The organism is Methylobacterium oryzae, assembly GCF_021398735.1.
Classification (GTDB): Bacteria; Pseudomonadota; Alphaproteobacteria; order Rhizobiales; family Beijerinckiaceae; genus Methylobacterium.
Genome location: NZ_CP090349.1, coordinates 2,235,287 through 2,250,913, shown reverse-complemented (window position 1 = coordinate 2,250,913; position 15,627 = coordinate 2,235,287). Strand labels below are relative to the sequence as shown.

13 protein-coding genes and 1 pseudogene are annotated in these 15,627 nt (G+C 68.4%); 8 read left to right on the top strand and 6 right to left on the bottom strand.

Features of this window, described 5'->3' with window-relative positions; all coding sequences use genetic code 11:
• The first annotated feature begins 4 nt into the window (after positions 1-4).
• A complete protein-coding gene (locus LXM90_RS10820; protein ID WP_026604774.1) occupies positions 5-517 on the top strand; it encodes a prolyl-tRNA synthetase associated domain-containing protein in 513 nt (170 codons plus the stop codon).
• 35 nt (positions 518-552) lie between these two features.
• On the opposite strand, the gene LXM90_RS10815 is transcribed toward LXM90_RS10820, so the two are convergent.
• From LXM90_RS10815 to LXM90_RS10805, 3 genes and pseudogenes are all read right to left on the bottom strand, one after another.
• The gene (locus LXM90_RS10815) at positions 553-1,905 is read right to left on the bottom strand and encodes an L-serine ammonia-lyase (protein ID WP_020092146.1); all 1,353 of its coding nucleotides are present in this window, start codon (positions 1,903-1,905) and stop codon (positions 553-555) included.
• Positions 1,902-2,387, bottom strand: a complete 486-nt coding sequence (locus LXM90_RS10810; protein ID WP_234082725.1) for a sarcosine oxidase subunit gamma — start codon at positions 2,385-2,387, stop codon at positions 1,902-1,904. The genes LXM90_RS10815 and LXM90_RS10810 overlap by 4 nt, the downstream gene beginning before the upstream one ends.
• Positions 2,366-3,202: pseudogene (locus tag LXM90_RS10805) on the bottom strand (FAD-dependent oxidoreductase); the annotation flags it as partial. The gene LXM90_RS10810 and the pseudogene LXM90_RS10805, both read right to left, overlap by 22 nt.
• 563 nt (positions 3,203-3,765) lie before the next feature.
• Here LXM90_RS10805 and LXM90_RS10800 point away from each other — a divergent pair.
• Entirely contained in the window at positions 3,766-4,278 is a 513-nt protein-coding gene (locus LXM90_RS10800) for a CYTH domain-containing protein (protein ID WP_026604773.1), read from the top strand.
• 14 nt (positions 4,279-4,292) lie between these two features.
• Here the strand turns inward: LXM90_RS10800 and LXM90_RS10795 are convergent, their stop codons facing one another.
• On the bottom strand, positions 4,293-5,036 hold the full coding sequence (locus LXM90_RS10795) for a dienelactone hydrolase family protein (protein WP_020092142.1): 744 nt from the start codon (positions 5,034-5,036) through the stop codon (positions 4,293-4,295).
• Positions 5,037-5,400: 364 nt separating this feature from the next.
• Between LXM90_RS10795 and LXM90_RS10790 the strand changes: the two genes are divergently transcribed.
• The gene (locus tag LXM90_RS10790) at positions 5,401-8,076 is read left to right on the top strand and encodes an excinuclease ABC subunit UvrA (RefSeq protein WP_234082722.1); all 2,676 of its coding nucleotides are present in this window, start codon (positions 5,401-5,403) and stop codon (positions 8,074-8,076) included.
• 231 nt (positions 8,077-8,307) lie between these two features.
• Positions 8,308-8,601: a hypothetical protein gene (locus tag LXM90_RS10785; protein ID WP_020092140.1), complete on the top strand. Its 294-nt coding sequence runs from the start codon at positions 8,308-8,310 to the stop codon at positions 8,599-8,601.
• A 173-nt stretch (positions 8,602-8,774) separates the two neighbouring features.
• Here LXM90_RS10785 and LXM90_RS10780 read toward each other — a convergent pair whose 3' ends face one another.
• Both LXM90_RS10780 and LXM90_RS10775 read right to left on the bottom strand, forming a co-directional pair.
• On the bottom strand, positions 8,775-9,047 hold the full coding sequence (locus tag LXM90_RS10780; RefSeq protein ID WP_020092139.1) for a hypothetical protein: 273 nt from the start codon (positions 9,045-9,047) through the stop codon (positions 8,775-8,777).
• Between the two features lie 463 nt (positions 9,048-9,510).
• Positions 9,511-9,834 carry a hypothetical protein gene (locus LXM90_RS10775; protein ID WP_128083306.1) on the bottom strand — a complete coding sequence of 108 codons (324 nt, stop codon included), beginning with the start codon at positions 9,832-9,834 and terminating at the stop codon, positions 9,511-9,513.
• Between the two features lie 531 nt (positions 9,835-10,365).
• Here LXM90_RS10775 and LXM90_RS10770 point away from each other — a divergent pair.
• From LXM90_RS10770 to LXM90_RS10755, 4 genes are all read left to right on the top strand, one after another.
• On the top strand, positions 10,366-10,602 hold the full coding sequence (locus tag LXM90_RS10770) for a hypothetical protein (RefSeq protein ID WP_128083307.1): 237 nt from the start codon (positions 10,366-10,368) through the stop codon (positions 10,600-10,602).
• Positions 10,603-10,919: 317 nt separating this feature from the next.
• Positions 10,920-11,966, top strand: a complete 1,047-nt coding sequence (locus LXM90_RS10765) for a glycosyltransferase family 2 protein (RefSeq protein WP_205833771.1) — start codon at positions 10,920-10,922, stop codon at positions 11,964-11,966.
• Between the two features lie 700 nt (positions 11,967-12,666).
• Positions 12,667-15,150, top strand: a complete 2,484-nt coding sequence (locus tag LXM90_RS10760) for a Hint domain-containing protein (protein ID WP_234082719.1) — start codon at positions 12,667-12,669, stop codon at positions 15,148-15,150.
• A 230-nt stretch (positions 15,151-15,380) separates the two neighbouring features.
• Entirely contained in the window at positions 15,381-15,611 is a 231-nt protein-coding gene (locus LXM90_RS10755; RefSeq protein ID WP_234082717.1) for a DUF6429 family protein, read from the top strand.
• Positions 15,612-15,627 lie beyond the last annotated feature (16 nt).

The window sequence follows — 15,627 nt, the reverse complement described above, 5'->3', positions numbered from 1 at the left end:
CCCGATGCCTTTGAACTCCGACGATCTCCTGGCCCGGCTGCGCGCGCTCGGGGTCGCCTACAAGCTCTACGAGCACGCGCCGGTCCTGACCGTCGAGGCGATGATGGCGGCCTGCGGCGACATCGTCGGCGCGCACACCAAGAACCTGTTCCTGCGCGACGGCAAGAAGACGCACTTCCTCGTCACGCTCCGTCACGACGCCCAGGTGGACCTGAAGGCGTTCCGGGCCGTCCTCGGCGCGCGGGGCGGCCTGTCCTTCGCCAGTGCCGAGGCGCTCGGCGCGCAGCTCGGCGTCGCGAGCGGCGCGGTGTCGCCGCTCGCCGCCCTCAACGCCGCGCCGGGCAGCGTGCGGATCTTCGTCCAGGACAGCCTGCTCGCGGAGGCGCGGATCAACGTCCATCCCCTGGTGAGCACGCGCACCCTCAACCTCGCGCCCGACGACCTGCTGGCCGCGCTCCGCGCGGAGGGTCACGCGCCGGAGCCGTTCGCGCTGCCGGGGGCGTCGCAGGCGGCCTGACACGGTCCCCTGCGAGGCCGCGCGGGACGTCGCGCTCAGCAGGCGGCCACGTTGACCGCGAGGCCGCCGAGGGAGGTTTCCTTGTACTTGGCCTGCATATCGTGGCCGGTCTGGCGCATCGTCTCGATGACCTGATCGAGGCTGACGAAATGCACCCCGTCGCCGTGGAGGGCGAGGGATGCGGCCGCCACCGCCTTGTTGGCACCGAAGGCGTTGCGCTCGATGCAGGGGATCTGGACGAGCCCCCCGATCGGGTCGCAGGTCATGCCCAGATGGTGCTCCATGGCGATCTCGGCGGCGTTGGCGACCTGCCGCGCGTCGCCCCCGAGGACGGACGCGAGCCCGGCCGCCGCCATGGCGGCCGCGGAGCCGACCTCGCCCTGGCAGCCGACCTCGGCGCCCGAGATCGAGGCCCGGCGCTTGATCAGGCCGCCGATCGCCGCGGCGGCGAGGAGGTAGTCGCGGCCGCGCGCCTCGCTCCAGCCGGGATAGAAGTCGACGATGTAGCGCAGCACCGCCGGCACGATCCCGGCCGCGCCGTTGGTCGGCGCCGTGACGATCCGGCCGCCGGACGCGTTCTCCTCGTTCACCGCCAGGGCGAACAGGCTGATCCAGTCCATGATCTCGTGGGCCGGCCGGCTGTTCGTGAGGCGGTTCGCCTCGAGGGTCTCGTGCAGGCGCTTCGCGCGCCGCCGGACCCTGAGGCCGCCGGGCAGCTCGCCGTCCATGCGCAGGCCACGACTGATGCAGGCCAGCATGGCGTCGCGGACGGCGTCGAGCCCGGCCTCGATCTCCGCCTCGGTGCGCAGGGCGCGCTCGTTGGCCATCTGGACCTGCGGGATGGTGAGGCCGGTCTCGGCGCAGATCCGCAGCAGGTCGGCACCGCTCTCGAACGGGTGGGGCACCGCGACGGCGCCGAGGCCGCCGGTCTCCCCCGCCCCCTCCTCCTCGACGAAGCCGCCGCCGACCGAGTAGCAGACCACCTCGTCCAGCACGGCGCCGTCGGCGTTCAGGGCGCGGAAGCGCATGCCGTTGGTGTGGCGGGGCAGGACCTCGGCGAAGTTGAAGACAAGGTCCTTCGTCGTGTCGAAGGCGACGCCCGGCAGGCCGATGGCGCCGGTCTCGGCCAGGGTTCGCGTGTAGCCCGTCACGGCGTCCGGATCGACGGTCGCGGGCTCGTGGCCGAGCAGGCCGAGGAAGATCGCCAGGTCGGTGCCGTGGCCGCGCCCGGTCCAGGCGAGGGAGCCGAAGATCTCCGCGGACACCCGCGCGACGCCGGCCCGGCCGGAGACGCGGTCGCGGAAGCGGCGCGCGGCCACCATGGGCCCGATCGTGTGGGAACTCGACGGGCCGATCCCGATCTTGAACAGATCGAAGGCGCTGATCATCGCGCGGCGGCTCTCTCCAGCGGGCCGGCCCCGAAGGCGGCTTCCTGCAGCAAGCCATACACGCAGGTCGCGAAGGACCGCCAGCACTCAACCCGGTATGTCGGGACCGGGCCGGGGCGACGGATCAGCACGATCTCGGCCTTGCCGAGGAGCGTGCGGGTGGCGCTGCCCGCCGGGAAGGCGGCGTCGCCGAGGTCGAGGGGGCAGCCGGCGTTGAGGGCGATCGCGGCCGCGTCCCCGCGGACGTCGATCCCGACATTGCGGTGCGACACGTCCACGAGGGCGTGCGTCCGGCCGGCGAGGTCGGTGCTCACGGCGGCGGCCAGGATGTCGGCATCGGTCTCGGGCGCGTCGATCAGCCACTCGTCGGGACCGAGGCGGGCGATCCACCGAGTCTCGTCGCCCGACAGGGTGTTGATCGGGCGGTCGAGGGGGAAAACTGGCCGCCGACGAGCGGGGACCGCGCCGGCTCGGTCCCGCAATCGGCCTCGAGACGCAGGTCGACCACGGTCACGTCGGCCCCGGCCCGCTTGGCGTCGAGGGCCGCCACGTAGGCCGAGGCGCCGGCGGTCGCGAACACGACGCGCCGTCCCGGCAGGACGCCGTAGCGGTTGATGAAGACCCGCACGCTCTCGGCGAGCAGGATGCCCGGACGGTCGTTGTCGGCGAAGACCAGCGGCCGCTCGTGCGAGCCGCCGGCGAGCGCGACCTCGCCGGAGTGCACCTGCCAGAGCCGCTCGCGCGGCGTCTGCGCGGACCCGGCGGGCAGGTGGTCGGTGATCCGCTCGGCCAGCGCGAGGTGGTTGTGGTTGCAGTAGCCGAAGTTCGTCGTGCGCGGCAGCAGGATGACGTTCTCCCGCCCGTCGAGGTCGGCGAGGGCGGTCTTCAGCCACTCCGCGGCCGGGCGGCCGTCGATCTCGGAGGTCACGTCGTGCAGAAGGCTGCCGCCGGGCTCCGCGCCCTCATCGGCGAGGATGACCCGCTTGCCGGTCCTCGCCGCCGCCAGCGCGGCCGCGAGGCCGGCCGGCCCGGCGCCGACGATCAGGACGTCGCAGTGGGAGTGGCGGTTGGCGTAGCGCTCCGGATCGGCCTCGGTCGGCGCCTTGCCGAGACCGGCCGCGCCGCGGATGAACGGCTCGTAGACCTCGTCCCAGAATTTCCGGGGCCACATGAAGGTCTTGTAGTATAACCCCGCGACGAAGACTGGCAAGAGCAGGTCGTTCACCGCGCCGACATCGTAGCGCTGGAACGGCCAGTGGTTCTGACACTGGGTCCTGAGGCCCTCGCGCAGCTCCAGCCGAAGATCTAGCTCGCGCCCGCTAAGGTAATACGAGCCATGTGGTTACGAACTCTGCGATCTATTGCACTTTCCAGTCGTCATTTGTTGCCCTGAGCCGAGAGAGCCTTTTATCAATGACAATGAAAAGCTACCGGCGGGCCCCTCACGGGCTTGCCTTCCTGCGACGCTTTCCGGCGGGAAGACGACGCGTCCGGAATTTTACCGTCATGAATTCACAATGCACTGCAGCATTGGTACCGATTTAGACAGCGATGAGAACATATTGTGCAGGAACGCTCGCGTTCCTTTGCAGGCGCATCGTTCGCGGCGCCGCCGCTTGTTCTTCACGCTCCCACGATCATCGACTCGGTCACGCCGACGGCACGGTTCGCGCCCGGGCACGACGTCGCCGGATCGACGGCGATCCGAGAGGCTGACGATCGTTCTGCCGCAACGGTGAGCGGCACATCTGCGTCGAGGCCGAGTCCCGTTCCCGTGCGTCCGCACCGGATGATCCAGTACGCCTGACTCGGCGGCCCCGATGGGCTACGAGGCGTCCGGCCGAAGCAATGGACGCGTGGATGCGGTTAGAGATCGAGCGGAAGTTCCTCGTGGCAGGCGCGGGCTGGCGCGACGCGGCCACATCCATTCGGCACCTGAAGGACGGCTTGGTCGGTCATTTCGCGCGCGGGAAGGTCCGGGTGCGGCTCGACGGCGAGCGTGCCTGGCTAACGGTCAAGGGCGCCCGCGAAGGCATCGCCCGCGCGGAGTTCGAGTACGAGATCCCGCATGCCGACGGCGCCGCCATGGTCGATCAGGTGTGCACCGGCAACGTGATCGAAAAGATCCGCTACTGCGTGCCGCACGACGGGCTGACCTGGGAGGTCGACGTCTTCCAGGGTTCGCTGGCCGGGATGGTCCTGGCCGAGGTCGAGCTCGCGCGGGCCGATCAGTCCTTCAGCAAGCCCGCTTGGCTCGGCGAGGAGGTGACCGGCGACCTGCGGTTCCGCCAGTCCACCCTGCTCCACCTCTGCCGCGAGGCCGGCCGGCCGATCACGATGGACGACGTGCTGCGGCTGCCGGTGGCCGCTTAGCGACGCAGCCGCGCTCAGCCCGTGCTGCGCAGGGTGCGGTCGAACAGGGCGCTCATCGCCGCCCAGCCGCGCTCCGCGCCTACGCGATCGTGGACGGGGAAATCCGGCATCATCCAGCCGTGCGCGGCGGGATAGGTCTCCGCTGCATACCGGACACCGGCTCGCGACAGCGCCGTCTCCAGCCGCTCGGCCATCGCGGACGGGTAGCTTCCGTCGTTCTCGGCTGCCGCGATATACACCTCGGCCCTCAGCGCGGGTGCCAGACGATGCGGGCTCGCGGGTTCCTCGGTCGCGAGATTGCCGCCGTGGAAGCTGGCGACGGCGGCGAACCGGTCCGGATACGTGCCGGCCGCCGTGATGGCCATGCGGCCGCCCATGCAGAAGCCCACCGCCCCGACCGCGCGCCCCGCGACGTCGTCGCGCGTGTCGAGATAGGCGAGGAGCGCCGCTGTATCGGTCGCGGCCTTGAGATTGTCCGTCGTCGCCATCAGCGGGCCGAGGATCGCTCGGAAATCGCCTTTGAACACGTCCGCGGGGACGAAGGGGCCATAGGGCCCGTAGCGGTAGAAGAGGTCCGGTAACAGAACGAGATAGCCGCCGGTCGCGAGCCGCCGCGCCATGTCGACGAGGGCCGGTCGGATACCGCCGGCATCCATGTACAGGATCACGGCCGGCCAGGGCCCCGCGCCGTCCGGCGCGACGACGTGCGTCCCGCATACGCCGTCCTCGGTCCGGATCGCGACGTGCTCGTTGACCATGCTCGGTTCCTCGACGGGGCGCCCACACGTTCTGCGCCCGCCTTCGGAAAATCGCCAGGCCGTCGACCGCACCCCACGTCTCGGGCCGCCGGTCGCCATGAGCGAGGAGAAGGCCCGTGACCTGATCCGGTCCGGTGGTGCTGCGGCGACGGTCCTCGCCTGCGACCGAGCTATCCCGGTCGCTCCGCCGCGAAGCCAGCGGTCTGACGCGTTCCCGGCGCGGTCCGGTTTCGGTTTGTGGGCCGGACGGTATACGGGTCGCCACGGCGGCCCGCGCGGTGACGGCCCCGTCGCCCGCGCCGGTCTCCGGTCTCCCGATTTCACGATCCGCCGGGGGCGCCGGCCTCCTCCGAGAAGGCTGCTCATGGACCAAGCGAAACCCCGGCGCGACACGACGATCGCGCGGGCGGGTGCGGGGCGGACGGGCTACGTCACGGTCCGGGGCGCGCGGGAGCACAACCTGCGCGACATCGACGTGGAGATGCCGCGCGACGCGCTCGTTGTGTTCACGGGCGTCTCCGGATCCGGCAAGTCCTCGCTGGCCTTCGGCACCCTCTACGCGGAGGCGCAGCGCCGCTACTTCGAATCGGTCGCGCCCTACGCGCGGCGGATGATCGACCAGGTCGGCGTCCCCGACGTCGACGCGATCGAGGGCCTCCCGCCCGCTGTCGCGCTCCAGCAGCAGCGCGGCACGCCGAGCGCGCGCTCGTCGGTCGGCAGCGTCACGACCCTGTCGAGCCTCGTGCGCCTGATGTACTCGCGCGCCGGCACCTACCCGCCCGGCCAGCCGATGCTCTACGCCGAGGATTTCTCGCCCAACACGCCGCAGGGCGCCTGCCCGTCCTGCGGCGGCCTCGGGCGGGTCTACCAGGCGACGGAAGCCTCGATGGTGCCGGACCCGTCCCTTACGATCCGCGAGCGGGCCGTCGCGGCCTGGCCGCAGGCCTGGGGCGGCCAGAACCTGCGGGACATCCTTGTCAGCCGGGGCGTCGACGTCGACACGCCCTGGAAAGCGCTGCCCCGGAGGCTCCGGGACTGGATCCTTTTCACGGACGAGCAGCCGCAGGAGCCGGTCTATGCCGGCCTCACCCCGGAGCAGACGCAGCTCGCCCGCCGCCGCGGCCTGGAGCCGAGTTACATGGGCACCTTCACCAGCGTCCGCCGCCACGTGCTCGGCACCTTCACCAACTCGCAGAGCGCGCTGATGCGCCGCCGCGCCGCGCGCTACCTCGTGAGCGAGGATTGCCCGGCCTGCCACGGCAAGCGGCTGAAGCCCGAGGCGCTTTCGGTCACGTTCGCCGGGCTGGATATCGGCGCGCTCTCGCGCATGCCGCTCTCGGCGCTCGCCGAGGCCCTGAGGCCGGCGGCCGAGGACCGGCAGCCCGAGGCCGACGCCGCACCCGCCACCCTCGACCGCGCGGTGGGCCGGAAGGACCGCGCCGAGCGTGCCGCGTCCGGTGGCTCGGCCCATGCGGGCGCGCCGGACGTGCGCGTCACGCCGAACCTGTCGATCGAGAAGCGCCTCGCCGCCCAGCGCCTGGCCTCGGACCTCATCGCGCGCATCGGGACGCTCGCGGATCTGGGCCTGGGCTACCTCTCGCTGGACCGTGTCACCACGACCCTGTCGTCGGGTGAGCTGCAGCGCCTCCGCATCGCGACCCAGCTGCGCTCGCAGCTGTTCGGCGTCGTCTACGTGCTCGACGAGCCCACGGCCGGTCTGCACCCCGCCGACGGGGATGCCATGCACGACGCGCTGGCCGGGCTGCTCGCCGCGGGCAATTCGCTCTTCGTCGTCGAGCACGACATCGGCACCATGCGCCGCGCCGACTGGCTGGTCGACGTCGGGCCGGAAGCGGGCGAGAACGGCGGCACGATCCTCTATAGCGGGCCGCCGGAGGGCCTGCGTGACGTCGCGGCGTCCCGGACGCGGCTCTACCTGTTCGGGCTGGTGGAGGCGCCCCCGCGGCCGTCGCGGGAGCCCGCGGGGTGGCTGCGCCTCGAAGGCATCGTTCGCAACAACCTGAAGGGCGTCTCGGTCCCCTTCCCGATCGGGTGTCTCACCACCGTGACCGGCGTCTCGGGCTCCGGGAAGTCGAGCTTGGTCAGTCAGGCCCTGCTCGAGCTGGTCGGCGAGCGTCTCGGCCGGCCGGTGAAGACCGAGGACGAGCCGGACGATCCCCTGGACGAGGTGCCGGGCCCGTCGGAGGGCCGCATCGCCGGCGGCATGGACGGGATCGGGCGCCTGGTGCAGGTCGACCAGAAGCCCATCGGGCGCACGCCGCGCTCGAACCTCGCCACCTACACGGGCCTGTTCGACGCCGTCCGCAAGCTGTTCGCCGCGACCCCGGAGGCTCGGCGGCGCCGCTACGATGCGGGCCGCTTCTCCTTCAATGTGGCCAAGGGGCGCTGCCCGGCCTGCGAGGGCGAGGGCTTCGTCAGCGTCGAGTTGCTCTTCATGCCGAGCGTCTACGCCCCCTGCCCGACCTGCCACGGCATGCGCTACGCGCCGGAGACGCTGGCGGTGACGTGGAACGGGCTGAGCATCGCGGACGTGCTCGCGCTGACCGTCGACCGGGCCTGCGCGGCCTTCGCGGACGAGCCGTCCGTGCTGCGGCCGCTCACCGTGCTGCGCGATCTCGGCCTCGGCTACCTGCGGCTCGGCCAGCCGGCGACCGAACTCTCCGGTGGAGAGGCCCAGCGCATCAAGCTCGCCACCGAGCTGCAGCGCGGGCAGCGCGGCGGCACGCTCTACGTCCTCGACGAGCCGACGACCGGCCTGCACCCGACCGACGTCGACCGCCTCATGGTCCAGCTCAACGGTCTGGTCGACGCGGGCAACACCGTCGTCATGGCCGAGCACGACATGCGCGTCGTCGCCCGGGCCGACCACGTGATCGACATGGGCCCCGGCGGCGGCGACCAGGGCGGCACCGTCGTGGCCGCCGGCCGGCCCGAGATCGTCGCCGCGGCCGCGGCCGGCCGCACGGCGCCCTATCTGCGCGAGGAATTCGCGACGGTCCGAACGCGGCCGCCGGGCTGAGGTCACCCACCGCGGCCGGCACAGGGCTCGGAGGACGAAGGCGTGCCGCGCGCACGCGTCACGCGCCGGGTTGCCGGCAGTGGTCCGACGGTCTGGCCGGTCGATCGTGTTCCGCGTCTTGCGCGCCGGAGAACGCGCTGCGGTGCAGTATCGATTAAAGTGAGGTTTGCGGGATCAGTACTGAGTCGCCGGAGTTTCCACCGTTACTGCTGAATTCTCCGGAGGATCGCCATGGGCCTCACCGCGTTCGCCGTGTTCGTCATTCCGTGGGTCCTGCTCGCGGTGTTCCTCACGCGGTCCCCTTCAACGCTTCGCCTGGGGACCGCTTCCGCGCCGTGGCGGTCCATCCCGACCCACAAGGAGATGGCCCGCGCCAACCGTCACGCGCTGCACCCGCATGGGCAGCGGGCGGGCGAGACGGACGGAGTCTCGGGCCGGGACCAGCGCGGTCGGACCGATCCGCCCGCGGGCGGTGCGCTGGGCACGAGCGTGGAGCCCACGGAGCCCGACGACAAGCTCAGCTAACAGATCCGCGCCGGGCATTCCGGCCGGACGTCACCGGCCGATCCAGCACCGTCGGCATGCCGCGCGGCGAGTGGATGATCATGCCCCGACCCGTACCGCGCTGCCGCGGACCCGACTTTCAGCGTGGCCCCCGTGCGGGCCACGGCACCCCGCCGAGCCCGGAGAAGCGCCGGTCACGCGCCCACGGTCGCGTGCGGCCTGCAGTAGCTGTCGCGCACCGCGGGAATGTCGTCGTAGCCGTCGACGGTGCAGAAATACGTGCACACCAACCAAGCGGCCAGGGCGAGGCAGAGAACGCCGTTGTAGACCCACAGGCCGATCACCCGCCGGCTCGGCAGGTTCGGCAATCCAACGACGGAGCCCGGTACCCAGTCGACCGCGAACACGATCGTGCAGAAGGCCCCCAGCACGCCGGCCATCATCACGGCGAGAGCGGTGGACGTCATGTCCCCTCCCGATCCCGCTCTCCGCCGGACATGCAGGGCGTTACGCCGACGCGACCGGCGCGGGCACGACACCTTGGGGCGGACACGCGCAGCCGAACTCCTGTCACAGCTCCCTCCTGACCCTCCGATCCGTGTCACACCAGCTAACCGGGACGGCGCCCCCACGTCGAGATCGGAAAACGCGCCGCACCTTCGTAGGACGCGCCGAAGGCAAGAAAGGTTGGCGGAGTACGCTGCCGAGCGGTTCGGCCATGGTCCTCGAAGGCTCGGTGGGCGCGCTGGGGTTCGAACTTCGGACCCGCTGCGTAAGAGGACGACGCTCCGGGCGCCGAGACACGCATGTTCTGCTTGCCGGCGTCGCCGACAGCTCGAGCGCGCTCTCGAAATCAATGGACCCGCCGATTGTCCAACGCTGGGCACTGTTGAAATCGCTCCGCCTGTGTGCCGGAATGCGCCTCGCCGATCAGACCGCTGCCGCCGCGAACTCTCGGTCGGAATAGAACGCTTGATCGTGTTCGATTTCCCTGGCTTCGGCCTGCGCGTCGGCGCGGGCGGCTCGCGGCAGCGGATCGTCCAATACCGCAACGCGATCGGTCAGACCAAGCGGGACACCCTCGGCCGGGTCGTGCTGCTCGACCGATGCCTGGCGAGCGGCGAGCGAGCGGCCGGCGCTGGCCAAGCTCGGGTCGGATTCGCCTGACGAGGAGCATTTCGCCGAGGCGCGGGCCACCGTGACGTTCGGATCGAAGACCGAGCAGCCACCGGGAAGCTGCGCGAGTCGCTTCACGCTGTGAGCCGGGCGACAGTCGCCGAGCGCCTCGGGGTGATCTTGAAGGAGAACGAGCCGGACGCGGCGAAAAGGGCGCGGGCCACGCTCTCAGCCATCTTTGGGTGGCTGATCGGGAACGGCAGGGCCGAGCCCAACCCAGTAGTCGGCACGATCGAGACGGCCCAGGAGGAGAAGCGCTGCCGGGTTGCTCGCGCCCGACGAGATCAAGGTTGCGTTGAAGGCTTGTCGGGATGACGACTTCGGCCGCATCGTCCGCTCGCGAACGCGGACCGGTCAGCGCCGCGAGGAGGTGGCGGGCATGACGCGGGCCGAGCTTGATTTGGCGAGCGGCATCTGGCGACTACCGGGCCAGCGGACCAAGAATAGTCTGCTGCTCGACGTGCCACTGTCCCGCGCCTCGACCTGCTCGCAAAGGTCCAGCCCAGTGCTGGCTGGCCGCTCCTGTTCGGTGGGGGCGCCGCCAGGTTCTCGGGATTCTTGAACGCGAAGGCCGCGACAAACAAGCGGTCTGGCGTCACGGAGTGGCGGTTGAACGATCTGCGGCGGACGGTGTCCACCGGCATGAACGAGCGGGGCGTGCTGCCTCACGGTGTCGATGCTTTGCTCGACCACATCTCGGGATCCCGAGATGTGGTCGATGTCTACAACCACACCCTCTATAATGTTGAAAGGAGGGTGGCGCTCGATCAGGAGTCGAATTTCTCTCGGCCACACAATCGTTGCGGACCGCTCAGTCGGTTATTTCGAAGCTCCATTGGCAAATGAGCACAGCACTGTTTCCGAAACTGGGGGCTATTACGGCTAGATTTAGAATCTTTGTCACGTAGGGCCGAACATTCGATGGCAATTGAAAAATAATGAAATAATTTTCCTACGCGATGATGTGGGATTGAGCCGAAAATGGATAGCTGAGACCAAAAATTACTTTTCTTGATCTGAATTGGCCGCCAGCAAATCTTCAGTGAAATTCCCCGTATCCGTATGGGTGATATTTGCCGTATTTGCAGTCGAAGATAGATTCAGATGCGGATGATTCGCGGCTGGGCCCCCGGGGTTTCAGTGGCTGAACTGGGAGCCGACAGATGGGTGGCAAGAAGCTCGCGATCATTGTCAACTGTTATAATTACGAGAAATATATAGTCGAAGCGATCGAAAGTGTGAGTTTACAGCTCCTTGATGGCTGTGAACTGGTGGTCGTGGACGATGGATCGACAGATAATTCGTGGACTTTGATTCAGGGCACTGGGGTAAAATGTCTACGTAAGGAAAACGGTGGTCCTGTAAGCGCCTGCGTACTCGGCTTAGATAATACGACAGCGAGGCACGTTCTGTTCTTGGATGCTGACGATAAGCTTTCTTCAGGGTCTTTACGGAAAATTGTCGGTGCATTAGATGAAAAATACTCTAAGCTTCAGTTTCCCTTGTCAATAATCGATGAAAAAGGGGACGAACAAGGTAGAATTTTCCCTGATCTGAGCGCTCAAAAAACCAAAAATTCCTACATTCAGGACATATCTGAAACAGGAGCATATGTTTCGCCTCCGACCTCGGGGAATATTTTTCGAAGAGATGTGTGCGATCTTCTTCGGGAGGCATCCTATGATACGGTGGACGGTGTAATCCTTATCGCGGCTCCGTTCATGGGCGAAATCTACACGTTCAATGAGGCGCTGGGCTACTATAGGGTTCACGATAAAAATATGTCCTCGACCGGGCGCTTGCCTTCAGTCGAGCGGCTTCAATACAGTCAAGAACGATTTTCCAATCGTTTGGAACATTTGAAGCACATACTTTCCGCCAGAAAAATTGACCATGACATTATTGGGAGTCGCAGAAATTATATATACTTGAGAGACCAGATATACATCAATATTGTCTCTGGGGAAAAGCTCACGTTGAAACAGGTAGTCGAGCTGGCGGAATATTTTCCGAAATGGTACGGTTCGGCGAGGAGATTGATGACCTTGAGCGCGGCGATCTCCATGATCTTCTTACCTAATCGTGTATCAAAACTGATACTTCGTGTCAGGTTGAATGGTAGAACACTGCTCGCCAGAACCGCAAAATCTATCCTCAGTTACGCCCGTGGCGCCATCATCAGGCCGGGGCGCAAGGCTCTCCATGAGTGAAACTGAGCTAAGGTTTCGGCCTTCGAGCGTCCTGTCGATATCGGCTGTGCATGGGTCTTCGACGTCGCAATCCAGGCGTCAAGGTTGCCGCGGCGGATGCCGGACCAGCGCACACTGAGCTGTCGCGGCGGTGGCGCATTGCCTGCCCGGCCGATCCGGCCGCGCTCAAGCCTGACTCCCGGCACAGGCGCTCTTGACGCCGATGGTCAGGATTATCATCGGCAATCGCACCGCGCCGAAGGATCCGCCCGCCCCCCCCGGCTGACAGGAGCCGCGCCGCCCGCGCGCAGACTATGCTCTCATCCCTGAGCCGACCTCAGCCCCGCCGGCATTCGTCGCGCGGGACTTCGCCGAATCCGTTCTGAGATATGTCACACTGCGGACGGACCACATCCGGATCGACCCCTGCGCTGGGGCGCATGAGTGGCGTGCGAACCAACCCGTCGACTTGTTGATAACTATTCTTCCCAGCAGAGGAGCATGAAAGGCCATCAAATCAGTTTCCGTGCCAGATCAGTCTGACCTCCTGTCGCGGAGAGAGCACAACGGATCAAAAAGCGCTGTCTCGAGCCCGGCGATCACCGATTAGGCGACGCTGCATCCTCGACTCCGAGGGCCTACAGGCGCCACGCTGACGGCAAGCACCCGCCCGCGCAAGATTGCGGATGACGGGTAGATGCGGATGGTTGGGAACGCGGCGATGTCGGGCGGTCAGGGCGGGAGCGGCGCAGATCCGGTCAACGGCACCGGCGGTCAGCCCGGGGCGGACGAGGTGGCGAACGGCACCGGCGCGGCCGGTGGAAACGGCGGCGCTTCTGCCCAGGGGAGCGGCGGAGGTGCGGGCGGTTCCGCAGGCTCGGTCGGAGGCGCCGGCGGCAACGGGGGCGCGGCGGCTGGTGGAACTGTCACCAACACGTCGGGAACGGGTGGCGCCTACTCGACCAACACGGGCTCCAGCTTTTTCGGGGGGGCTGGCGGGGCTGGCCTTGCCGGTCCGAATCCCGGCGACGGCGGCGGCGGCGGCGGCGGCGGCAGCCACGGCCAGTACCTCTCCAACACGGGGAATGGCGTAGGCTTCACCTTTTCCCGGACCGGCGGCACCGGTGGAACGGGCGGTGCCGGCAACGGGACGGGCGGAGGTGGCGGCGGCGGCAGCGGTGGTTACGGCTTCGTTGAGCCCGGCCCCGGATCCTTCATCGCCAGCGCTCAGATCACCGGCGGGAACGGCGGTGCCGGCGGTGCCGCCGGCGGTCCCGGCGCTTTCGGCGGTTCCGGCGGTGAGGGCGGCATCGGACTTTTCCTCTACGGGAGCACGGGCACCAACACCGGCCAGATCACGGGCGGAAACGGTGGTCTGGGCGGGGCCGCGAATGGTGGCACGGCGGGCATCGCGGGCCAGGGGGGAGCCGGTCTGTCCGGCGCGAACATCGCCATCACCAACACCGGCACGATCTCGGGCGGCTTCACCGGCGGCAGCACAACCGTCCGGGCCGTCGCTATCAACGTCACGGGCGGCACCAACAGCCTGACCCCCAGCACGGGAACGCTGAACGGCGGCCTCGGGATCGCCGGCGGCGCCACGACATTGCGCGTCCTCGGCAACGCTCCCAACAATCTCGGACCCGTAGCCAACGCCGGCACGTTCGACATCTCGGGGACGACGGCCGGTGCCTCGATCACCACGCTCTCGGGCACCGGCGGGACGACGCTCGGTGCGCAGGCCCTGACCATCACCAACGGTTCGACCAGCTACAGCGGCGCGATCTCCGGTACTGGCGGCGTGGCGGTCACCGGTGGCACGCAGACGCTGACAGGGGTCAGCACCTACTCCGGCGGCACCGCGATCGGTTCGAACGGCGGCGCTGTGTCGAGCACCCTTCAGCTCGGCGGTCCGACCTCGGCCGGCACGGGGACGATCACCTTCGGCACGATGTCGGGGACGGCGACAGCGCGCCTCGGGCTCAACGTGGCCGCTCAGCCGACCAATGGTGGCACCTTCGCCAACACCATCTCCAATTTCGGTTCGGGCAACGAGATCGCGCTCGCCGGGCTGACCAACTCCAGCGTCAGCTACAACAGTGCGAACAGCTCGATCACCATCACCGGCACCCGCTCCGGTGGCGGCCAGGTGAGCGAGAACTTCGTGCTGTCGGCCCCCCGCACGACCAGCTTCGCGGCGGTGTCGGACGGCCAGGGCGGCACGATCGTGCGCGCCGCTACGGCCCCGAACCCCACGAATCCCACGAACCCATCTCAGCCGGCCAACCCTGCACCCTGCTACGTGACCGGGACGCGGATCCGTGTCCTGCGCGATCGGGTCATCTCGGACGTGCCGGTGGAGCAGCTCGCGGTGGGCGATCTCGCCATCACGGTTGCCGGTACGCCGCGCCCGATCCGTTGGATCGGCACCCGCGCGTACCGGGGATCGATGGTTCCCCCGGCCGAGCGCCCCGTCCGCATCCGGGCCGACGCACTGAGCGAGGGCGTGCCCGCCCGCGACCTGCTTGTCTCTCCAGATCACTGCCTGTGGCTGGACGGGCTGCTCGCGGCCGCGGGACATCTGGTCAACGGCTCGAGCATCACGCGTGGCGAGGCGGTGGCGGATCTCACATACTGGCACGTCGAGTTGGACACCCACGACCTGCTGCTCGCGGAGAATGCTCCGGCGGAGAGCTTCCTGGCGGCGCCCGGCGTGCGCGGCGGCTTCGATGGCGTGCAGGCCCTCGACGTCGGCACCGGGCGCATGCCCTACGCTCCGCGCGCCGAACTCGGCCCCGACTTGGCCGCGCTGCGCGGGCGCTTAGCCCTCCGCGCTGTCTCGTTGGACGGTGCGGCAGAGCCGGGCTCGGTGCGAGCGTGGCTGGACCGATGCGTCGTGACGGGCGATGGCCTGCTGCACGTCGGGGGCTGGGCGCGCGACGAGGCGCATCCCGACACCCCGCTGTGCCTGGACGTGTTGGTAGACGGTGCCGTCGTCGCGTTCGCGGTGGCGGCCGAGTTCCGGTCGGACCTTGCTGCGGCCGGCTTCGGCGACGGGCGATGCGGCTTCGACCTCGGTGTGCATGTACGCCTCGCTCCACACGTGCATCATCGTGTCGAAGTGCGTCGGTCGGCCGATGGCCTCCTGATGTGCGCCAAGCGGATGGATGCGGCAGGGTCTTGGATCGCGCTGTTGGCAGCGTAGCGTCGATCGGGGCATCCGGCGCCGACCCTCAGCCCCGCCGGCACCGCCGCGTGGGGCTTTTTCGGCGGCTTGCGCGGACAGAGGGGAATGCGGGCGAGGCGCAATCGTGCGACGGTAACAATCGTGAGCCAGTCCCCTCCATCGACGCGTATTTTCGAAGCCGACCGTCAGAACGTAACCGATCGGCTGGCACCACGCCCGGTCTGAGCGCGACGTGCTAATCTGCTCGGATGTTGGTCGACGAAGAGCGCATCGACGAGGCCGTCCTCGCCCTTTTGTGGCTGACGCTCCACGACGGGCGTCGGGCCTGGAAGGGCTTCGACTGGGCTGCGCTGGGCCGGCTCCACGCCAAGGGGCTCATCGCCGATCCGGTCGGACGCGCCAAGTCGGTGGTGCTCACCGACGAGGGATTGCGCCAATCCGAGGCGCTGTTTCGGACCCTGTTCACACGCCCTGACTGACCCGCCAGGGCTGCAG